Origin of the sequence: Lentilactobacillus kefiri (genome assembly GCF_007989105.1) — a bacterium.
Lineage (GTDB): Bacteria > Bacillota > Bacilli > Lactobacillales > Lactobacillaceae > Lentilactobacillus > Lentilactobacillus kefiri.
This window is the reverse complement of sequence record NZ_BJVK01000004.1, coordinates 1-17108: the sequence shown is the minus strand read 5'-3', so window position 1 is coordinate 17108 and position 17108 is coordinate 1. Positions and strand designations below refer to the sequence as shown.

General features: G+C 41.2%; 12 protein-coding genes. 10 read left to right on the top strand and 2 right to left on the bottom strand.

All coding sequences use genetic code 11. The annotated features are described in order from the left end of the window. Nucleotides 1-9: 9 nt before the first annotated feature. The 3 genes from LKE01_RS02380 to LKE01_RS02370 all read left to right on the top strand — a co-directional run bounded on the left by LKE01_RS02380 (nucleotide 10) and on the right by LKE01_RS02370 (nucleotide 5202). Nucleotides 10-2034 carry a CDP-glycerol glycerophosphotransferase family protein gene (locus LKE01_RS02380; protein WP_056983166.1) on the top strand — a complete coding sequence of 675 codons (2025 nt, stop codon included), beginning with the start codon at nucleotides 10-12 and terminating at the stop codon, nucleotides 2032-2034. 132 nt (nucleotides 2035-2166) lie between these two features. Further along, a complete protein-coding gene (locus LKE01_RS02375) occupies nucleotides 2167-3750 on the top strand; it encodes a peptide chain release factor 3 (protein WP_056983165.1) in 1584 nt (527 codons plus the stop codon). 21 nt (nucleotides 3751-3771) lie between these two features. Further along, nucleotides 3772-5202, top strand: a complete 1431-nt coding sequence (locus LKE01_RS02370) for a C69 family dipeptidase (RefSeq protein WP_056983163.1) — start codon at nucleotides 3772-3774, stop codon at nucleotides 5200-5202. 115 nt (nucleotides 5203-5317) lie between these two features. Here LKE01_RS02370 and LKE01_RS02365 read toward each other — a convergent pair whose 3' ends face one another. Continuing rightward, entirely contained in the window at nucleotides 5318-6457 is a 1140-nt protein-coding gene (locus tag LKE01_RS02365; RefSeq protein WP_056983161.1) for a MucBP domain-containing protein, read from the bottom strand. A 143-nt stretch (nucleotides 6458-6600) separates the two neighbouring features. Further along, nucleotides 6601-8862, bottom strand: coding sequence for an ATP-dependent Clp protease ATP-binding subunit (locus LKE01_RS02360; RefSeq protein WP_056983159.1), 2262 nt, complete (start codon nucleotides 8860-8862; stop codon nucleotides 6601-6603). A 148-nt stretch (nucleotides 8863-9010) separates the two neighbouring features. Here LKE01_RS02360 and ykzS point away from each other — a divergent pair, with 148 nt between their 5' ends. The 7 genes from ykzS to LKE01_RS02325 all read left to right on the top strand — a co-directional run bounded on the left by ykzS (nucleotide 9011) and on the right by LKE01_RS02325 (nucleotide 16914). Further along, entirely contained in the window at nucleotides 9011-9220 is a 210-nt protein-coding gene (ykzS, locus tag LKE01_RS02355; RefSeq protein ID WP_082619769.1) for a protein YkzS, read from the top strand. A gap of 134 nt (nucleotides 9221-9354) precedes the next feature. After that, nucleotides 9355-9621, top strand: a complete 267-nt coding sequence (locus LKE01_RS02350; RefSeq protein ID WP_054769440.1) for a phosphocarrier protein HPr — start codon at nucleotides 9355-9357, stop codon at nucleotides 9619-9621. Nucleotides 9622-9625: 4 nt separating this feature from the next. Further along, complete coding sequence (gene ptsP, locus LKE01_RS02345) at nucleotides 9626-11350, top strand: phosphoenolpyruvate--protein phosphotransferase (protein ID WP_056983154.1); 1725 nt, start codon at nucleotides 9626-9628, stop codon at nucleotides 11348-11350. 206 nt (nucleotides 11351-11556) lie between these two features. Further along, nucleotides 11557-12741 (top strand): glycosyltransferase family 4 protein, encoded by a 1185-nt coding sequence (locus LKE01_RS02340; RefSeq protein WP_054769439.1) that lies wholly within the window; start codon nucleotides 11557-11559, stop codon nucleotides 12739-12741. A 21-nt stretch (nucleotides 12742-12762) separates the two neighbouring features. Then, nucleotides 12763-13785: a glycosyltransferase family 4 protein gene (locus tag LKE01_RS02335; RefSeq protein ID WP_054769438.1), complete on the top strand. Its 1023-nt coding sequence runs from the start codon at nucleotides 12763-12765 to the stop codon at nucleotides 13783-13785. Between the two features lie 2 nt (nucleotides 13786-13787). Further along, complete coding sequence (locus tag LKE01_RS02330) at nucleotides 13788-14819, top strand: lysylphosphatidylglycerol synthase transmembrane domain-containing protein (RefSeq protein ID WP_056983152.1); 1032 nt, start codon at nucleotides 13788-13790, stop codon at nucleotides 14817-14819. 31 nt (nucleotides 14820-14850) lie between these two features. Continuing rightward, nucleotides 14851-16914, top strand: a complete 2064-nt coding sequence (locus LKE01_RS02325) for an LTA synthase family protein (protein ID WP_056983150.1) — start codon at nucleotides 14851-14853, stop codon at nucleotides 16912-16914. The last annotated feature ends 194 nt before the right edge of the window (nucleotides 16915-17108 follow it).

Below are 17108 nucleotides of genomic sequence, written 5' to 3'. Positions count from 1 at the left end.
GAAATTATAGTGCGAGCGATATTATCAGGAGTACATCAAAAGAAGGGCAAACAGGTTCTGGAATTTGAACTTTTGGACGTGACAGTTCCCTTAGAGACTGCGTACGTTTTGTTTGTCGAAAAAAATAGTTTGGCATCGATTATGAAGCCGATCAGTAAAGTTCTGACTCATAATATTATTCGGGTTAACATAGATGCTCAAGATTTTCATTTTCCATCTGAAGATCAAACAGAATTTGAATGGCAAATTTTTCTCATTAACAACAGTTTGACCAACAAAAACGTCATTCAGGTTGAAAGTGAGTATTTGAGTGATCGTCACCAATTGGAACTTACCAGCTATTACCAATTTAACAGTGACGCCCAAGGAATGGCGCTGTTTAATATTCGGACCCGTCAATCAGACGAAGAGTTCATGATCAATTCAGTCAACTTAACCGATGTTGACCTGGAGATTACCGGATACAACAAAATTAACGGCACGCTGATTAAAAACCAACGAATTATTCTCAAGAATCATTCAACCAATGGCAAATTGGAATATCCAGTCAGCAAAAAGTTGTTTGAAGGGATGTTCACTGTCTCGATTCCGTTAACCGATATTCCACAAAATTCAGTCGGTGAATTATTTATTGAATACGAATTGAACGGCAAAGAGATTAAGCAGCGTTTGATCATCTCCAAGTCATTGGCTGGTCAATCAACCGACATTCGATTGCCGGGAAATCGTGAAATTACTTTGGAGAAACGGTTTGACAACGGCATTCTGGTTAAAGAATTCCCAGGTGCCTCACTGATTCAAAAAGTCGGTGCAGCCGGCGGCAAAGCTTCAACAGTGCTTGATGTTATCAGAATGGTTCAAGACAAGCTTAACCTGGTTCGGATGCGGTTCTTATTCAAGTCGGGTCATTCACCATACGACAATACCACCATTATCTTTGAAAGTTTTGGCGGCCGTCAGGTCAGTGACAGTCCATACGCAATTTATAAAGTTTTCAAGACTTTATATCCAGGGATCAATATGATTTGGTCAATTGACCGCTCACAGAAGAAGTTCTGTAAGGAAAATCAGATTGCCTACGTTGTCCGTCGAACGAACAAATGGGTTCGGGTACTGGAGAAATCTCAGTTTTGGATTAGCAATGCCCGGTTCCCAAGTTGGGTTAAGAAGCCGAACTACGTAACTTATATTCAGACTTGGCACGGAACACCGCTTAAAAATCTTGGATTGGATATTGAAAATGTTTCAATGCCTGGTACCACGACGGCAAAGTATCACAAAAACTTTGTTCGTGAAGCCAACCGTTGGGATGCATTGGTTTCACCCAATGATTATTCCACCCAGATTTTCCGTTCCGCATTTGGATTTAATAACCAAATCCTAAAGATTGGGTATCCTCGGAATGACGAATTAATTAATACTCAACCTCAAGACATCGATGCCATTAAGGAGCAGCTTGGGATTCCTTTGGACAAGAAGGTTGTCATGTATGCGCCAACGTACCGTGATAATCAGTTTGCTGAAAAAGGGAAGTATACCTTTGAGTTGCCATTTGATTTGGACGACTTTAGAAAATCATTTGGTGACGACACGGTATTAATCTTACGGATGCATTATTTGATTTCCAACGCTTTGGACATTTCTGACTACTCAGACTTTGTTTATGACTATTCAAACTATCCAAACATCAGTGATTTGTACTTAGTGTCTGATTTGCTGATTACCGACTATTCGTCAGTCTTCTTTGATTATGCTTACCTGAAGCGGCCAATTCTGTTTTATCCTTACGATTACCATCTGTACAAGGAAGAACTGCGGGGCTTCTACTTAAACTACGAGAAGGATCTCCCAGGTAAAATTGCGAAAAATTCCAAACAGCTTTTGGAAGAAATCAATCACGCCCTGGCTCATCCGGATATGTCCGCCAACCAGAAATTTATGAATTTCTACAATCGTTTCTGTGCAATCAACGATGGCTTGAGTTCATTAAAAGTTGTTAATTATGTCATGCACCAAATTGAAAGTGGCATGTAGTCTTCGTAGGACCAGTCGTGAAAGTGATCTTTCACACTGGCCCTATTTTTTGAATTCGTGGATGGTTCTAGGAGAGTTGGCTGAAACGTGTTAAAATTAATTAGTTATTGACTCGTCTGAAAGGAAGTAAACATGAATACCCAACAATTAGATAAGGAAGACAGCACCCGTCGCACATTTGCGATTATTTCTCACCCTGATGCCGGTAAAACGACCATCACTGAGCAATTGCTCTTGTTCGGAGGCGTTGTCCGTTCAGCCGGAACCGTTAAGGCTCGAAAGACTGGTAACTTTGCCAAATCAGACTGGATGGAAATTGAACAAAAACGTGGAATTTCCGTTACCAGTTCAGTCATGCAGTTTGATTATGGTGGTAAGCGAATTAATATTTTGGATACTCCTGGACATGAGGATTTCTCTGAAGATACTTATCGGACTTTGATGGCCGTTGATTCAGCCGTCATGGTCATTGACTCTGCCAAGGGTATTGAACCTCAGACCAAGAAATTATTCCAAATTTGTAAAATGCGTGGTATTCCGATCTTCACTTTTATGAACAAACTTGATCGTGATGGCCGTGACCCAATGGACTTGGTTGATGAATTGGAAAATGTTTTGGGAATTGAAGCATATCCAATGAACTGGCCAATCGGAATGGGGAAGACCCTGACCGGAATTTTTGACCGTTATAACCATAACGTTGAACTTTATAATCATGATAAAGATAATAAGCCGACTCAAATTGTTGATTTGGATGATCAGAATGATCCAATTGATAATGATAAGCTGGCCGAAGATGAACAATTTCAAGATGCCAAGGATGCCATTGAACTCTTGGATATGGCCGGAAATCAATTTGATGAAGCCAAAATTGCCACAGGTGATATGACACCGGTATTCTTTGGCTCAGCTTTGGTCAACTTCGGAGTCAAGACGTTTTTTGACGCCTATTTGAAGTACGCACCGGCTCCAAGTGCCCACAAGACTGAGGGCGGTGAAGTGATTGAACCCGATGACGATACATTCTCCGGTTTTGTATTCAAAATTCAAGCCAACATGAACCCTAATCACCGGGACAGAATTGCCTTCGTACGGGTCTGCTCAGGCGAGTTTGAGAAGGGGATGGACGTTAACCTCTATCGTACCCAAAAGAAGCTCAGACTGTCTAACGTGACCGAATTCATGGCCAATACCCGTGAGAACGTTCAAACTGCCGTTGCCGGCGATATTATCGGCCTGTACGACACCGGAAACTTCCAGATTGGCGACACCATTTATACGGGTAAGAAGAAAGTTGAATTTGAAAAGCTGCCTCAATTTACCCCAGAGTTGTTTGTCAGAGTTTCTGCAAAGAACGTGATGAAGCAAAAGTCATTCCATAAAGGAATTGACCAACTGGTTCAAGAGGGGGCCGTTCAGCTTTATCAGTCTTACACCACTAACGACTACATTTTGGGAGCCGTTGGCCAACTGCAGTTTGAAGTGTTCCAATTCAGAATGAAGAACGAATATAATTCTGAAGTTAACATGGAACCAATGGGTCATAAAATTGCCCGTTGGATTGATCCTGATCAGCTGGATGAAAAGATGTCATCATCTCGGAACCTGCTGGTTAAGGATCGCGCCGGCAATCCGTTGTTCTTATTTGAAAACGAATTTGCACTGCGTTGGTTCAAAGATAAGTATCCGGATGTTAAATTAACTGCTAAACTATAATTAAACTTTGAAAGAAGAGATATGATGGTTTCCAAACATTTATCAGCATGTACAACAGTTCTTGTAGGTAAGAAAGCTTCAATCGACGGTTCAACAATGATCGCCAGAAATGACGATACATTCTTGCCGTTAACTCCTCAACGATTCTACGTTGAACCAGCCGTTAATGATCAAAAAGGCGAATGGGCTTCAAACCAAAATGGTTTCAAGGCACCACTCCCAAAGAAAGCTTATCGTTATTCATTAACACCCAACGTCGAGGTTGATAAGGAAGGCGTCTATGCTGAAAGTGGTTTTAACGAAAAGAACGTTGCGATGAGTGCCACTGAAAGTGTTTATGGCAATGAACGGGCTCTTGCCTTTGATCCATTGGTTGAAGACGGATTAGCAGAAGATTCTTTGCAATCAATGGTTTTACCATACATTGACTCAGCTCGTGATGGGGTTAAATACCTCGGCGCACTGATCAAAAAATATGGCTCACCTGAAGGTAACGGTGTGTTATTCAGTGATAACAATGAAGTTTGGTACATGGAAATTGTGACTGGTCATCACTGGGTTGCTCAACGAATTCCTGATAATGCTTATGCCATTGCTGCCAACCAGGTTGCGATTCAACAAGTTGATTTTGATGATCCGGATAACTTTATGTATTCTGATGGAATTCAGAAATTCGTTGAAAAGTATCACTTAAATACTGATAAGAAGGGCTTTAACTTCCGTCATATTTTTGGAACCGATAACGAAAAAGACCGTCACTATAACACCCCACGTGTTTGGTTCGGTCAAAAGTATCTGAATCCAGAAATCGAACAGTCACCAACTTCTTCCGACCTGCCATTCATCTGCCATACTGACCATAAGATCAGTGTCGAAGATGTTGAGTATATTTTGAGCTCACATTACAACGAAACCCCTTATGATCCATTTAGCAGAGGTCACGAAGATACCAAGACTTTGTTCCGTCCAATTTCAATGAATCGGACCCAAAACTCACATGTTTTGCAGATTCGAAATGACGTTAAGAACAATAGCAATGCGATCATGTGGTTATGCTTCGGTGTACCGGCATTTTCACCATACGTTCCGTTCTTTGCCAACGCAACCGATACTGATGATACTTATTCCAAGACACCGGTCCATTGCGATGATGTCAGTGCATACTGGATGTATCGAAAGCTTTCAATGCTGGTTGAATCACATTATTCTGAATTTATTCAAGACGATGTTGATTTCTTAACCGACGCCAAAGAAAAGTTGCGTCGTCACGTTCAAAACACGATTGATGAGAGCAAAGGTTTGAAAGGTGACGAATTGACAAGCTATCTCACTGAACAAAACCATGAAGTTGTTAAAATGATGCGGCTTGCCACTGAGCACTTCAGTCATCAATTGATTGAAAAGGGACTGACATTGTCCAAGCTGACATTTAATATGGATAAGAACCTGTAGAAGTTAATGAGATGCTGAAGGATTGACGCATCCTAATGCAGTTTCTGATCAAATGAAACAAAATTAAAAAGTGGCTGGAATCCAATATAAGGATTCCAGCCACTTTTTAATTCATTTATTCATCAACACGGACATATTCATTAAAGATGATTGATTGATCAGCCAACTCGTACCAGATCAATCCCTGATCATCCACAATCCGGGCTTTGATAGAAATCCGGCTGCCGTTTTCAAGAGCTCCGACACTGTTTCCGTAGGGTTCGTCGAATACTTCGACTGACCGTCCGGGTACAAAGTCAATTGTTCCAAACAACATCACGGGGTTTCTGGATGTTTTGGTAATTGGGGGAATCAGATGGTTGGTTGGCGGATCACTAGGCTCGAGTTCAGCATTTTTGATCCACTCGAAGCCGCCAATGTTTAACCAGCTCTGATTGTCGGTGGTATCGATCCGGGCAAAAATTTGGGTGATGACATTTGCCGGCAAACCGGTCTTCAAAACTTTCCCATTCGGTTCGTTAAATACTTTGTGGGCGGCTTTTAGTCGAACATAATATTCAACCCGCTGGACCGTTTTCCAATCAACCCGGCGATAATAAAAAATAACCCCGTGAGTTCGTTCATCAAAATAGCCATACGTTTGGCCAGTGTTATTGATCACCCGATAGTCGTTGATGGCTTCGGCGTGAATATCATAGGCTTTACCAAGCTTATCGGAGATGATTTTAACGCGGTGAAGGACTTTTCCGGTATCAATATCCAGGTAATAGATTAGAACCGGCAGGCCTTCCTTTAAAGCGTATTTTAAAGTCACTTGTTGATCGAAGTCTTCGAAATAACTGGAGAAGTCCTCGATTGAAACCAAATAATACTTTTTAAAACTTGGCAGCTGAATTGATACCCGTTGACCGCTGCATCCGTTAAGAATGTCAGGTTCTTTGATTGGCTGGCCATCTTCATCAACATAAAAGAAGGTGACGTTTGAATTCAGTGCCGGAGCAGGTTCAGTGGGGGCTGAATCGATGGGTTCGGCATCAATCACCACATCCGGTTTTTCGATTTGTTCGTCCCGTTCGTCATTATTTGACTCACTGGCCATTTCAGAAGTCTGGTCATTTTCCGGTTCAGCCTCACGCATATGCCAACGCTTTCGTTGATGGTAGTCTCGACGCCGGTTTCGTCTCGTTGCATGCGCAGGCGATTGTGGTGACACAAACGTATTTAATTTTTGTTTCAGCCAATCCACAAACTTCATCGATTTATACTCCCATCTAGAATCTTCTAATAAAAATTATAGCATAAAGCGCATGGGCTCAAGCCAAATTCCGCTTAATTTATATTTCCTTATGTATTACAAAACGACCAAGGATCGAAATCCCTGGTCGTTTTGGTTAATGATTATTTGTCTGAATCTTTTTTATCAGGTTTTGTGTCGGTTGAAGGTTTTGCTTTTGCCTTCGCTTCGTTCTTGATAACGATGTTACCTTTACTATCGACATCGGCTGTCAATGTTGCAGCAGTTTCGTGATCCAAATAGTAGTCGGCAATTTTATCTTCGATTTGTTCTTGAATCACTCTTCGAAGTGGACGGGCACCCATTGCAGGGTTGTAACCCAAATCAACTAATTTGGCTTTTGCTTTATCAGTGACGTTGATTTGCAATCCTTGTTGTTTGAGCATCCCGTTGACGTCATCAATCATCAGAGAAACAATCTTCATCAAATTGTCCTTTGAAAGTGAATGGAACTCAACGATATCGTCAAAACGGTTCAACAGCTCAGGCTTGAAGTAATCAGTCAATTTATCAATAATTGAATGAGTCTTTCCGCTTGCAGCTGCACCAAAACCAACGTTGGCTTCGGCATTACCCTGACCGGCGTTACTAGTCATGATAATAATGGTATCCTTAAATGAAACTGTTCGTCCCTGACTATCGGTCAAACGACCATCGTCAAGAATCTGCAGGAACATATGAAGAACATCAGGATGAGCCTTTTCAACTTCATCAAGCAAAATCAATGAGTATGGGTGGCGACGAACTTGTTCAGTTAACTGACCAGCTTCTTCGTACCCAACATAGCCAGGAGGCGAACCGATCAGCTTAGCCACTGAATGTGGCTCCATGTACTCAGACATGTCAAACCGAATCATGGCATCCTTTGAACCAAACAGTTCATAAGCTAGCTGCTTGGCCATTTCTGTTTTACCAACACCAGTAGGGCCGACAAACAGGAATGAACCGATTGGACGGCCGGTTCCGTTGAAACCAACCCGGTTACGACGGATTGCCCGAGCAACCTTTTCGACAGCTTCATTTTGACCGATAACGTGTTTTTCAAGGTTAGGGGCCAAATTACGAAGTTGTTGTTGTTCCTTGGTCTGTAATTCGCCAACTGGAATTTCAGTCTTCTCTTCAACAATCTTTTCCATATCTTTGGCAGTTACCTTTGGGGTATCTGCTGAATCAACGGTGTCGTTTGTCTTGGCTTTTTCAAGCTTGGTAACCTGATCACGGTAGTAGGCGGCTTTTTCATAATCTTCACTCTTAAGAGCGGCCTGCTTTTGCTTTTCAGCGTTTTGAATTTTTTCATCAACCGTATGAGGATCAACGGCATTGATGGTCAAATTCTTTCGTGAACCGGCTTCATCAAGTAAATCGATGGCTTTATCAGGAAGGAAACGATCCTGAATATAACGGTCAGACAGCTTAACGGCTGCTTGAATGGCGTCATCGGTGTACTTAACGTGGTGATAATCTTCGTAACGTTTTTGAATACCCTTTAAAATCTTAACGGCTTCTTCTGGACTTGGTTCATCAACCGTAACGGGTTGTAAACGACGAGCCAGAGCTGAATCCTTTTCGATATCACGGTATTCTTTTAATGTGGTAGCACCGATCAGTTGGAATTCTCCACGAGCCAATGCTGGTTTGAGAACATTTCCGGCATCCATGCCGCCTTCAGCGTTTCCGGCACCAACAATTTCATGAATTTCATCAATGAATAGGATGATGTCTGGATTGTCTTGGACTTCTTTGATTAATTGCTGCATTCTTTGTTCAAATTGACCACGGATTCCTGTTCCTTGAACAAGTGAAACCACGTCAAGACGGATAATCTGTTTATTTTGAAGTTTGGAAGGAACGTTGCCCGAAACAATTTCTTGGGCTAAACCTTCAACAACAGCAGTTTTACCAACACCGGCTTCCCCAATTAAAACGGGGTTGTTCTTTGTCCGGCGGTTCAGAATTTCAATGACACGTTGAATTTCATTGTCACGACCAATGACAGGGTCAACTTTGCCATCTCTGGCGAGTTGAGTCAGGTTAATTCCGTATTGACCAAGAAGGGAATTGCCTCCTTGACCGCCTGTCCGAGGTCTGTTGGGACCGCCATTGTTTGGTCCCATTGGTTGGGTTGGTGGCACTTGTTGACCATTGGTAGGGTCAACGTTTCCGCCTTGCATAGCACGTAAAATGTCATCCAATCCACCAAAACCGAATGGATCTTGAGCCATATTTTGAGCACCTCCTGTATTACGTTGTTTATTGGATAGGAGTTGATAGCAATTTTGGCAAAGGTTAATGGTTTGCTTTTGCCCATTCACATTCGTGTATAAGTGAATCGTTGCTGGGTTCTTATGGCAATTTTGACATAGCATTAATTGCTTTCCTCCTTTAATATAGAAATAAAAGGACAAGGAGAATCTAAAGTTACTGACCAACTTTGACCTTTGATTTAAATTATACAACATGATTATTTGTAATCAAGTAATTGAACTTCAGTGAATTTGAGAGGAGATGAGTGTTATCGCAGAAGAAAAGATTGATTATGCCCAACTATTGGAAAAGCTTGAATCCGGTGAGATTGACAAGCTTGAAGTCAAGCCTGAAACCTTTATGCAGTTTCAAACAGCGTACATGAATTTTGACCATCGAAAGCGGGTAATCGGTTCAGCAACCGAGGGTGGTTTAATTACTTATGTCTATGAGCATGACGATAAGAAAAAAACTTCTTAAAAACCCTGTAAGCGGTTAAGTTTAAACTTGTATTTTCGCCTATATATTGCTATTCTTAATTAAGTAAAGAACTAATTTACATTTTGAGCAACATCATCAAATTTTATAATCTTATCAGAGGAGATTGATTAATAATGGAAAAACGTCAATACAATATCATTGCAGAAACAGGAATTCATGCACGTCCAGCAACACTGTTGGTTCAAACAGCAAGCAAGTTTAACTCAGACATTACACTTGAGTATCAAGAAAAGTCAGTTAACTTGAAGTCAATTATGGGAGTTATGTCTCTTGGTGTTGGCCAAAGTGCTGCAGTCACAATTACTGCAGATGGCGATGACGAAAAAGAAGCAATTGATGCAATTAGTGAAACAATGAAAGCAGAAGGACTGACTGAATAATTTCATGAAAGAGTTTAAGGGGATTGCCGCAAGTGATGGCGTTGCCATTGCATCTGCATTTCGGTTAACTGAACCTGATCTTAGCTTCAAGAAGCGGAGCATTACGAATGCCTCTGATGAAATTAAGCGGCTTTATGCGGCTATTGATGTCTCAAAAGACGAGCTTTTAACAATTCAACAAAGAACCCTCGAAGACCTCGGCAGCAATGAAGCTGGGGTCTTTAAAGCTCATGTAACGATTTTATCTGATCCCGAGATGCTTAATCGGGTTAAATCCACCATTGAAAAAGAAAAGGTAAACGCCGAGTATGCAATGAACAAAGTCTCCGACGGGTACATCAAAATCTTCAATTCAATGACAGATAACGAGTACATTCGGCAGCGTTCAACTGATATTCGTGATGTTACCAAGCGGGTATTAAGTCATTTGCTGGGGGTTCCCTTAGTTGATCCCGCTCTAATTCATCATAAAGTCATTATTATTGCTCACGATTTGACTCCCAGCAACACTGCCCAGTTTGTTCCAACGTACGTTAAGGGCATTGTCTCTGATATGGGAGGCCGGACTTCTCATTCGGCAATTATGTCACGATCTTTGGAGATTCCGGCAGTCGTTGGTTTCAAAGGCGATCTTTCCGAAATCAAAAATGGTGACACAGTCATTGTGGATGGGTCAACCGGTAATATCATTGTAAATCCGACTGAAGCTCAAAAGGATGAGTTTACCCAAAAGCAGGTTGATTATCGTAAGAGAAGAAGTCAGCTGGCCAATTTCAAGAATGAAACAACCAGTTCTTCCGATGGTAAGCATCCAATTATCGCTGCCAACATTGGGACTTTAGACGATCTTGACGGCGCAATTGAAAATGGTGCTGAAGGAATCGGTTTATTTAGAACTGAGTTTTTATATATGGATTCCAACCATCTGCCAACTGAAGACGAACAATTCAATGTTTACAAAACTGTTTTAGAGAAGATGGACCACAAGCCGGTGATTATTCGAACGGCCGATATTGGTGGCGACAAGGATCTGCCTTATTTGGATGTTCCTAAGGAGGCTAATCCATTTTTGGGTTACCGTGCCATTAGGATGAGTCTGGACAAACCTGAGATCTTTAGAACTCAATTACGGGCGTTATTAAGGGCATCGGCTTTTGGCAACCTGTCAATCATGTTTCCAATGATTACCACGATTAATGAGTTGAAAAAGGCCAAGAGCATCCTTGACCAGGAACGAATCAAATTGATTCGTGAAAAAGTTCGGGTTAAACCCATTAGAATTGGGATTATGGTTGAAGTTCCGGCTGCTGCCATATTGGCGGATCAATTTGCCAATGAAGTTGACTTCATGAGTATTGGGACCAATGATTTGATCCAGTACATCATGGCAGCCGATCGCGGCAACCGCATGGTTTCATATCTATACCAACCATATAACCCAGCGGTTTTACGGTTGGTAAAACACATCATTGATGCCTGCCATGATAACAATTTACCCGCATACATGTGTGGGGAAATGGCTGGCGATCAAATGGCCATTCCGATTTTGGTCGGAATGGGGTTGAATGAATTTTCAATGAGTGCTTCGTCAATCCTCAAATCAAGAGCGTTGATTAAACACCTTGATTCCAGAGAGATGGTTACGTTGGCTAATAAAGCCGTTACCATGGCCAGCACCACTGAAGAAGTTACTGCATTTATTCACCAAGCCACTAACAGTCAACAATAGATTTATAAATAACTTAAAGAACAAGCTGCTAAGGGCGTTAGACCGTCTATTACCGGCTTGTTCTTTTTATTTTGGCGGTTTGCAATACCAGAACTAAACAAATATAATTACAATGATTGTGGGACTACGTGTCCACACGGTTTAGCAACGTGATTGTGCATTTAAAATCGCGGGAAAACCGATTTTGGTAGAAAGGGGTGTCAGCCGTGAATATCGGAATTTTTACAGATACATATTTTCCACAGGTAAGCGGTGTTGCAACCTCGATTAAAACACTTAAAAACGAGCTTGAACGTCAGGGCAACCAAGTCTATATTTTTACCACCACCGACCCCCATGTTGATAAGGATACTTATGAACGAAATATTTTCCGCTTCTCAAGTATTCCCTTCATTTCATTTACGGACCGTCGGATTGCTGTTCGGGGCCTGTTTCAAGCTTATGAAATTGCAAAAGAACTCAATCTTGATATCGTTCATACCCAAACTGAATTTTCGATGGGGATGATTGGTAAGTTTGTAGCTAAGAATTTGAACATTCCCTGCATCCATACCTATCACACGATGTATGAGGATTATTTGCATTATGTCGCTAATGGTAAGCTTCTCAAGCCGGTTCATGTGAAAGAGGGAACCTTGGCATTTTGTTATCACTTGTCCGGAGTAATTGCTCCAAGCGATCGAGTGCTGGATAAGCTCACGGATTACGGTGTTAAAAGTGAAATGCGGATTATCCCAACCGGAATTGATATTAATATGTACGCCAAAGAAATTAAGACTGATATTCGAAAAGAGTATCATATTCCAAAAGATACACCGTTGATGCTTTCAATCAGCCGATTGGCGTATGAGAAAAACATCTCTGAAATCATTGATTATTTACCGAAAATACTGGACGAAATTCCCAATGCCATCTTGATGATTGTTGGGGATGGTCCCGCCAAAGATGATTTAATGAGTCAAGTTCACGCATTGCAGTTGGATGATCACGTTATTTTCACTGGAGAAGTTGAAAATGACCACGTCAATGCATTTTATCGGGCATGTGACGTCTTTGTATCGACCTCCAAGTCCGAGTCACAAGGACTCACATATATTGAAGCCATGGCAGCCGGGCTTCCGGTCGTTGTTTCGGCAAGTGATTATACGAACAGCTTACTGAGCTCGGAAACGCTTGGTCAGACTTTTGATCAAGATGATGACTTTGTGGGGATCGTTGCCCATTACCTGAAACACGAAGTGAATACCCAAACACCAAAAGCCAAACAGATCTTACAGAAAAAGCTAACCGCTATTTCTGCAGAAACATTTGGCAATCGGGTAATTGATTTTTATCGTTCGGTCGTCGTTGCCCAAGAACTGCAGGACGATGCAACAACCAACATCGAGTAGAATTTTCCATAAGGAGTTTGTATGTTAAAGATTAATATGTTCTCAACAGCAGACAAGGTAAAAGGTCAGGGAGTCGGCAGTGCATATTTAGAGCTGGTCAGGATGTTGAAAGAACATTTTCCCAATGACTTTATCATTAAAATTAATAGTTATGCCCCTGCGGATATTAGCCATTACCATACGATCAATCCCAGCTTTTATCTTTCAACATTTTCCAAGAAGCGCGGTCGAAAAATCGGGTACGTCCATTTCATTCCTGAAACTTTGGAGGGCAGTCTCAAAATCCCTCAACCATTCAAATCAATCTTTTACAGGTATGTGATTGCTTTTTACAAACGGATGGACCATATCGTTGTGGTTAATCCATCGTTTATTCCAAAGCTCGAACGTTATGGAATTCCTAAAGAGCGAATTACCTATATTCCAAACTTTGTCAGCAAGGATGAATTCTATGATGTTGATGACCGGACAAAACGGACTTTGCGCATCAAGCACGGATACGATCCGGATCGGTTTACCGTTCTTGGCAGCGGACAAATCCAAACGCGAAAGGGCGTCTTGGATTTCGTCAAACTGGCAAAGCAAAACCCTGATGTTCAATTTATCTGGACGGGTGGCTTCTCATTTGGAAAAATTACCGAAGGCTATGCTGATCTGGAAAAGATCGTTAAGGATCCTCCCAGTAATTTAGCATTCCCGGGAATTATTGACCGTTCAAAAATGGTTCAATATTACAATATGGCTGACTTGTTTTTACTGCCATCCTTTAATGAGTTGTTTCCAATGTCTGTCCTGGAGGCATTTTCAACCAACACCCCAGTCATGCTGCGGGATTTGGACCTCTACAAATCTATCATTAACGGGTATTATCTTGCAGCTGCCGACGAAGGTGTGATGAATGATCAACTTCATGAGCTCCTTTTGAACCCTGACAAATTGGCAGATTTAAAGAAGCAGACCACGATTGCCAGTGAGCGTTATTCTGAAGACCATCTGGCAAAGGTTTGGTATGATTTTTATAATCAACAGTCCAAGGAAGGTTAATAATGTCACGAAATAATAAAATTACCCTCTTAGCGATGGTGATCATTGGGATTGCAATTATTGCATACTCAATGCGGGACGTTAAACTAAGCGTGTTAATCCATGACTTGTTTACTTTAAATCCCTGGTGGATCTTAGTCGCTTTCTTCTGTATTTGTGCATACTTATTGATCGAAGGAGTCATTACCAAGGTATTGGTCTCCAATAGAGTTGAACATTTTACTTTTAAAGATGCGATTCGTGTGCCGCTGGTAGAGCAATTGTTTAACGGGATCACACCATTTTCATCCGGTGGCCAGCCCGGTCAATTAATCGTCATGCTCCAGACTGGGGTTGATGGCGGTCGTGCCAGCTCGGCTTTATTGATGAAATTTGTGGTTTATCAGGCCATGATTGTGGTCAATTTTTTTATTAGTTTAATCATTGGATTTCATTTTGTTGCCAGTAAATTACATTTTCTGGCATTGTTTGTCATCTTTGGCTTTTTGATTCACTTCTTCGTTATCGTTGGGCTATTGATGATTATGTATTGGCCTTCTTTTACAAAAAAGTTGGCCACATTGCTTTTTCATCCTGTAAAATGGTTTGTAAAGGACGAAAAGTTCTATTCAATGCGCGAAACGATGTATTCGAAGATTGACAATCTTTTTGAAGAGAGTGTCAGGATCGGTCGACAGCCTAAGTTGTTGTTAAAGGTTGTTGCCCTTACATTCTTCCAACTTTTATTTTATTACTTAATTCCATACTTCATTATGCTGTCCTTGGGATATACCGGTGTGAATGTGATTATGGTTACCAGTTTACATATCATGATCGTTATGATTATTTCACTGTTCCCAATTCCTGGTGGTTCCGGTGGAGCTGAGTTTAGCTTTGAATCACTGTTTCACAGTTTTATTTCAAGCAACAGTAAATTAGTATTGGCAATGATTATTTGGAGAATTTTAACGTATTACTTTGGAATGGCTGCTGGGGCCGGTGCTTTATTAATCAAACCAGATAAAGTTGATGATTCCGATAATCGGATCAAGTAAACGACTATTGGAAAAATTTGGAGGAACAGGAATGTTAACGGATAAGAAATATCGTTTTTCAAATCTTATAAACACAAGAATTGGCTTTTTCTTGCTGATTGTCATTTTGTTTTGTATTAAGACTTACATTGCATATCAGACCAAATTTACTTTGGGTGTCAAAGGAGGTATGCAGGAATTCCTTTTGGCGATCAATCCAATTCCGGCCGCACTTCTGACTTTTGGAATTGCGCTTTATTTCAGTGGCCGATTGTCATATTGGCTGATGATGATTATCGATACCCTGGAGAGTATCTGGGCATTTGCTAACATTGTCTATTACCGTGAGTTCTCCGATTTCCTATCTTTGGGGATCATCAAGGGAAGTGGCAATGTTCAAAATAACCTTGGTAAGAGTTTAGCTGAGATCATTCATTTTAGTGACTTCTTCATTTTCCTGGATATTGTGATTCTGGTTATTTTGTTGGCATTTCATATTATCAAAATTGATGCCGAGCCCTTTAAGAAACGTTATGCGCTATTGATTACGGCTATTTCGTTTCTCTTGATGGGCGGTGAGTACGGCCTGGCCAACATGGATCGCTCGGGATTGTTAACCAGAACGTTTGATAATAATTATATTGTTAAATATCTTGGCCTTAATGAATATGCGGCATTTAATATCTATCAGACTCAAAAAGAGTCGGCCACTCAGTCAAAGGCCAAAGCCAGCGATATGGATAGTATTTTGAAATACCTTGATCATAGTCGTGCCAAAGCCAATCCGGTTTATTTTGGCAAGACAAAGGGTGAGAATGTCTTTATTATTCATCTAGAGAGTTTCCAGCAATTTTTGATTGATTATAAAGTCGACGGGCGAGAAGTCACCCCTCATTTGAATGCATTCTTCCATAACCGCCACACCATTGGTTTCGATAATTTCTATCATCAGGTGGCCCAAGGGAAAACGTCTGATGCCGAAATGATGCTTGAAAATTCACTTTATGGATTACCACAGGGCTCCGCAATGGTCACATATGGTGCTCAAAATACTTATCAGGCGGCACCGGCTATCTTGGATCAACGCGGATATACAACTGCCGCTTTCCATGGGGATGTTCCAAGCTTTTGGAACCGTGACAGTACTTATAAGTCATGGGGATACGATTATTTCTTCAGTTCCGAATACTATAAGACCAAGCCGTCATATAGTGTCGGCTACGGATTAAAAGACAAGATATTTTTCAAGGACGCAGCCAACTATATTCAGCAGTTGCCGCAGCCATTCTATGCAAAGCTCATTACTTTAACCAACCATTATCCATATTTGCTGGATAAGCAAAACACTGATTTCCCTGCCACAAAGACAGGGGACCAAACTGTTGATCCTTATGTGCAAACTGCCCATTATCTCGACCAGGCATTTGCTGAATTTATGAATTATCTTAAACGTACCGGGTTGAGCAAAAATAGTATGATCGTGGTTTATGGTGATCACTATGGTATTTCCAACAACCATCGACCTGCGATTGCCCAACTACTTCATAAAAAGTCCATTAACAACTATGATCTTGCTCAATTCCAGAAGGTTCCGTTTATGATTCATTCGCCTCGTCTTAAAGGTGGCGTTAACCATACTTATGGTGGTGAGATTGACGTATTGCCAACGATTCTTCATCTGCTAGGGGACAAGAACAACAATACGATTCAGTTTGGAACTGATTTATTATCCAAACAGCATGACCAAAGAGTTGCGTTTAGAGATGGTGACTTTGTCACGCCAGAATATACCAAGGCAGGTGGCGATGTTTACTTGACCAAGACAGGGAAGCAAATTAAGCCAAACGCCAAACAGAAACGTCAGCTTGCAAGTATTCAAAACCACGTCACGACTGAACTGTCGTTGTCTGATCGGGTCATTTGGGGTGACTTGTTGCGATTCTATACCCCTAAAGGCTTTAAGAAAGTTAATCGGAAAGACTTTACTTATCAATACACGAAAGCCCTCGATAATTTGAAGAAAGCCCAGAAGGAAAAACCAACCAGCATCGAAGCTAAGAACGATGGTAAGTCAACAATGAACTTGTACAAGACCGATGCACCAGAACTGAAATAGACATTTATGTACTGAGCAGGACTCCGTTGAGTCCTGCTTTTTATTTACCTTGATGCTAATCCAAATGTACCAATTGAAACCTCGCGGCCAAAAAATGAAACTAATTTGAAATCAACTATTGACGGATCACCGAAAATTCGGTATATTTATATATGCTGATTTGAACGAGTGACACAACGAAACGTTTCGTTAAA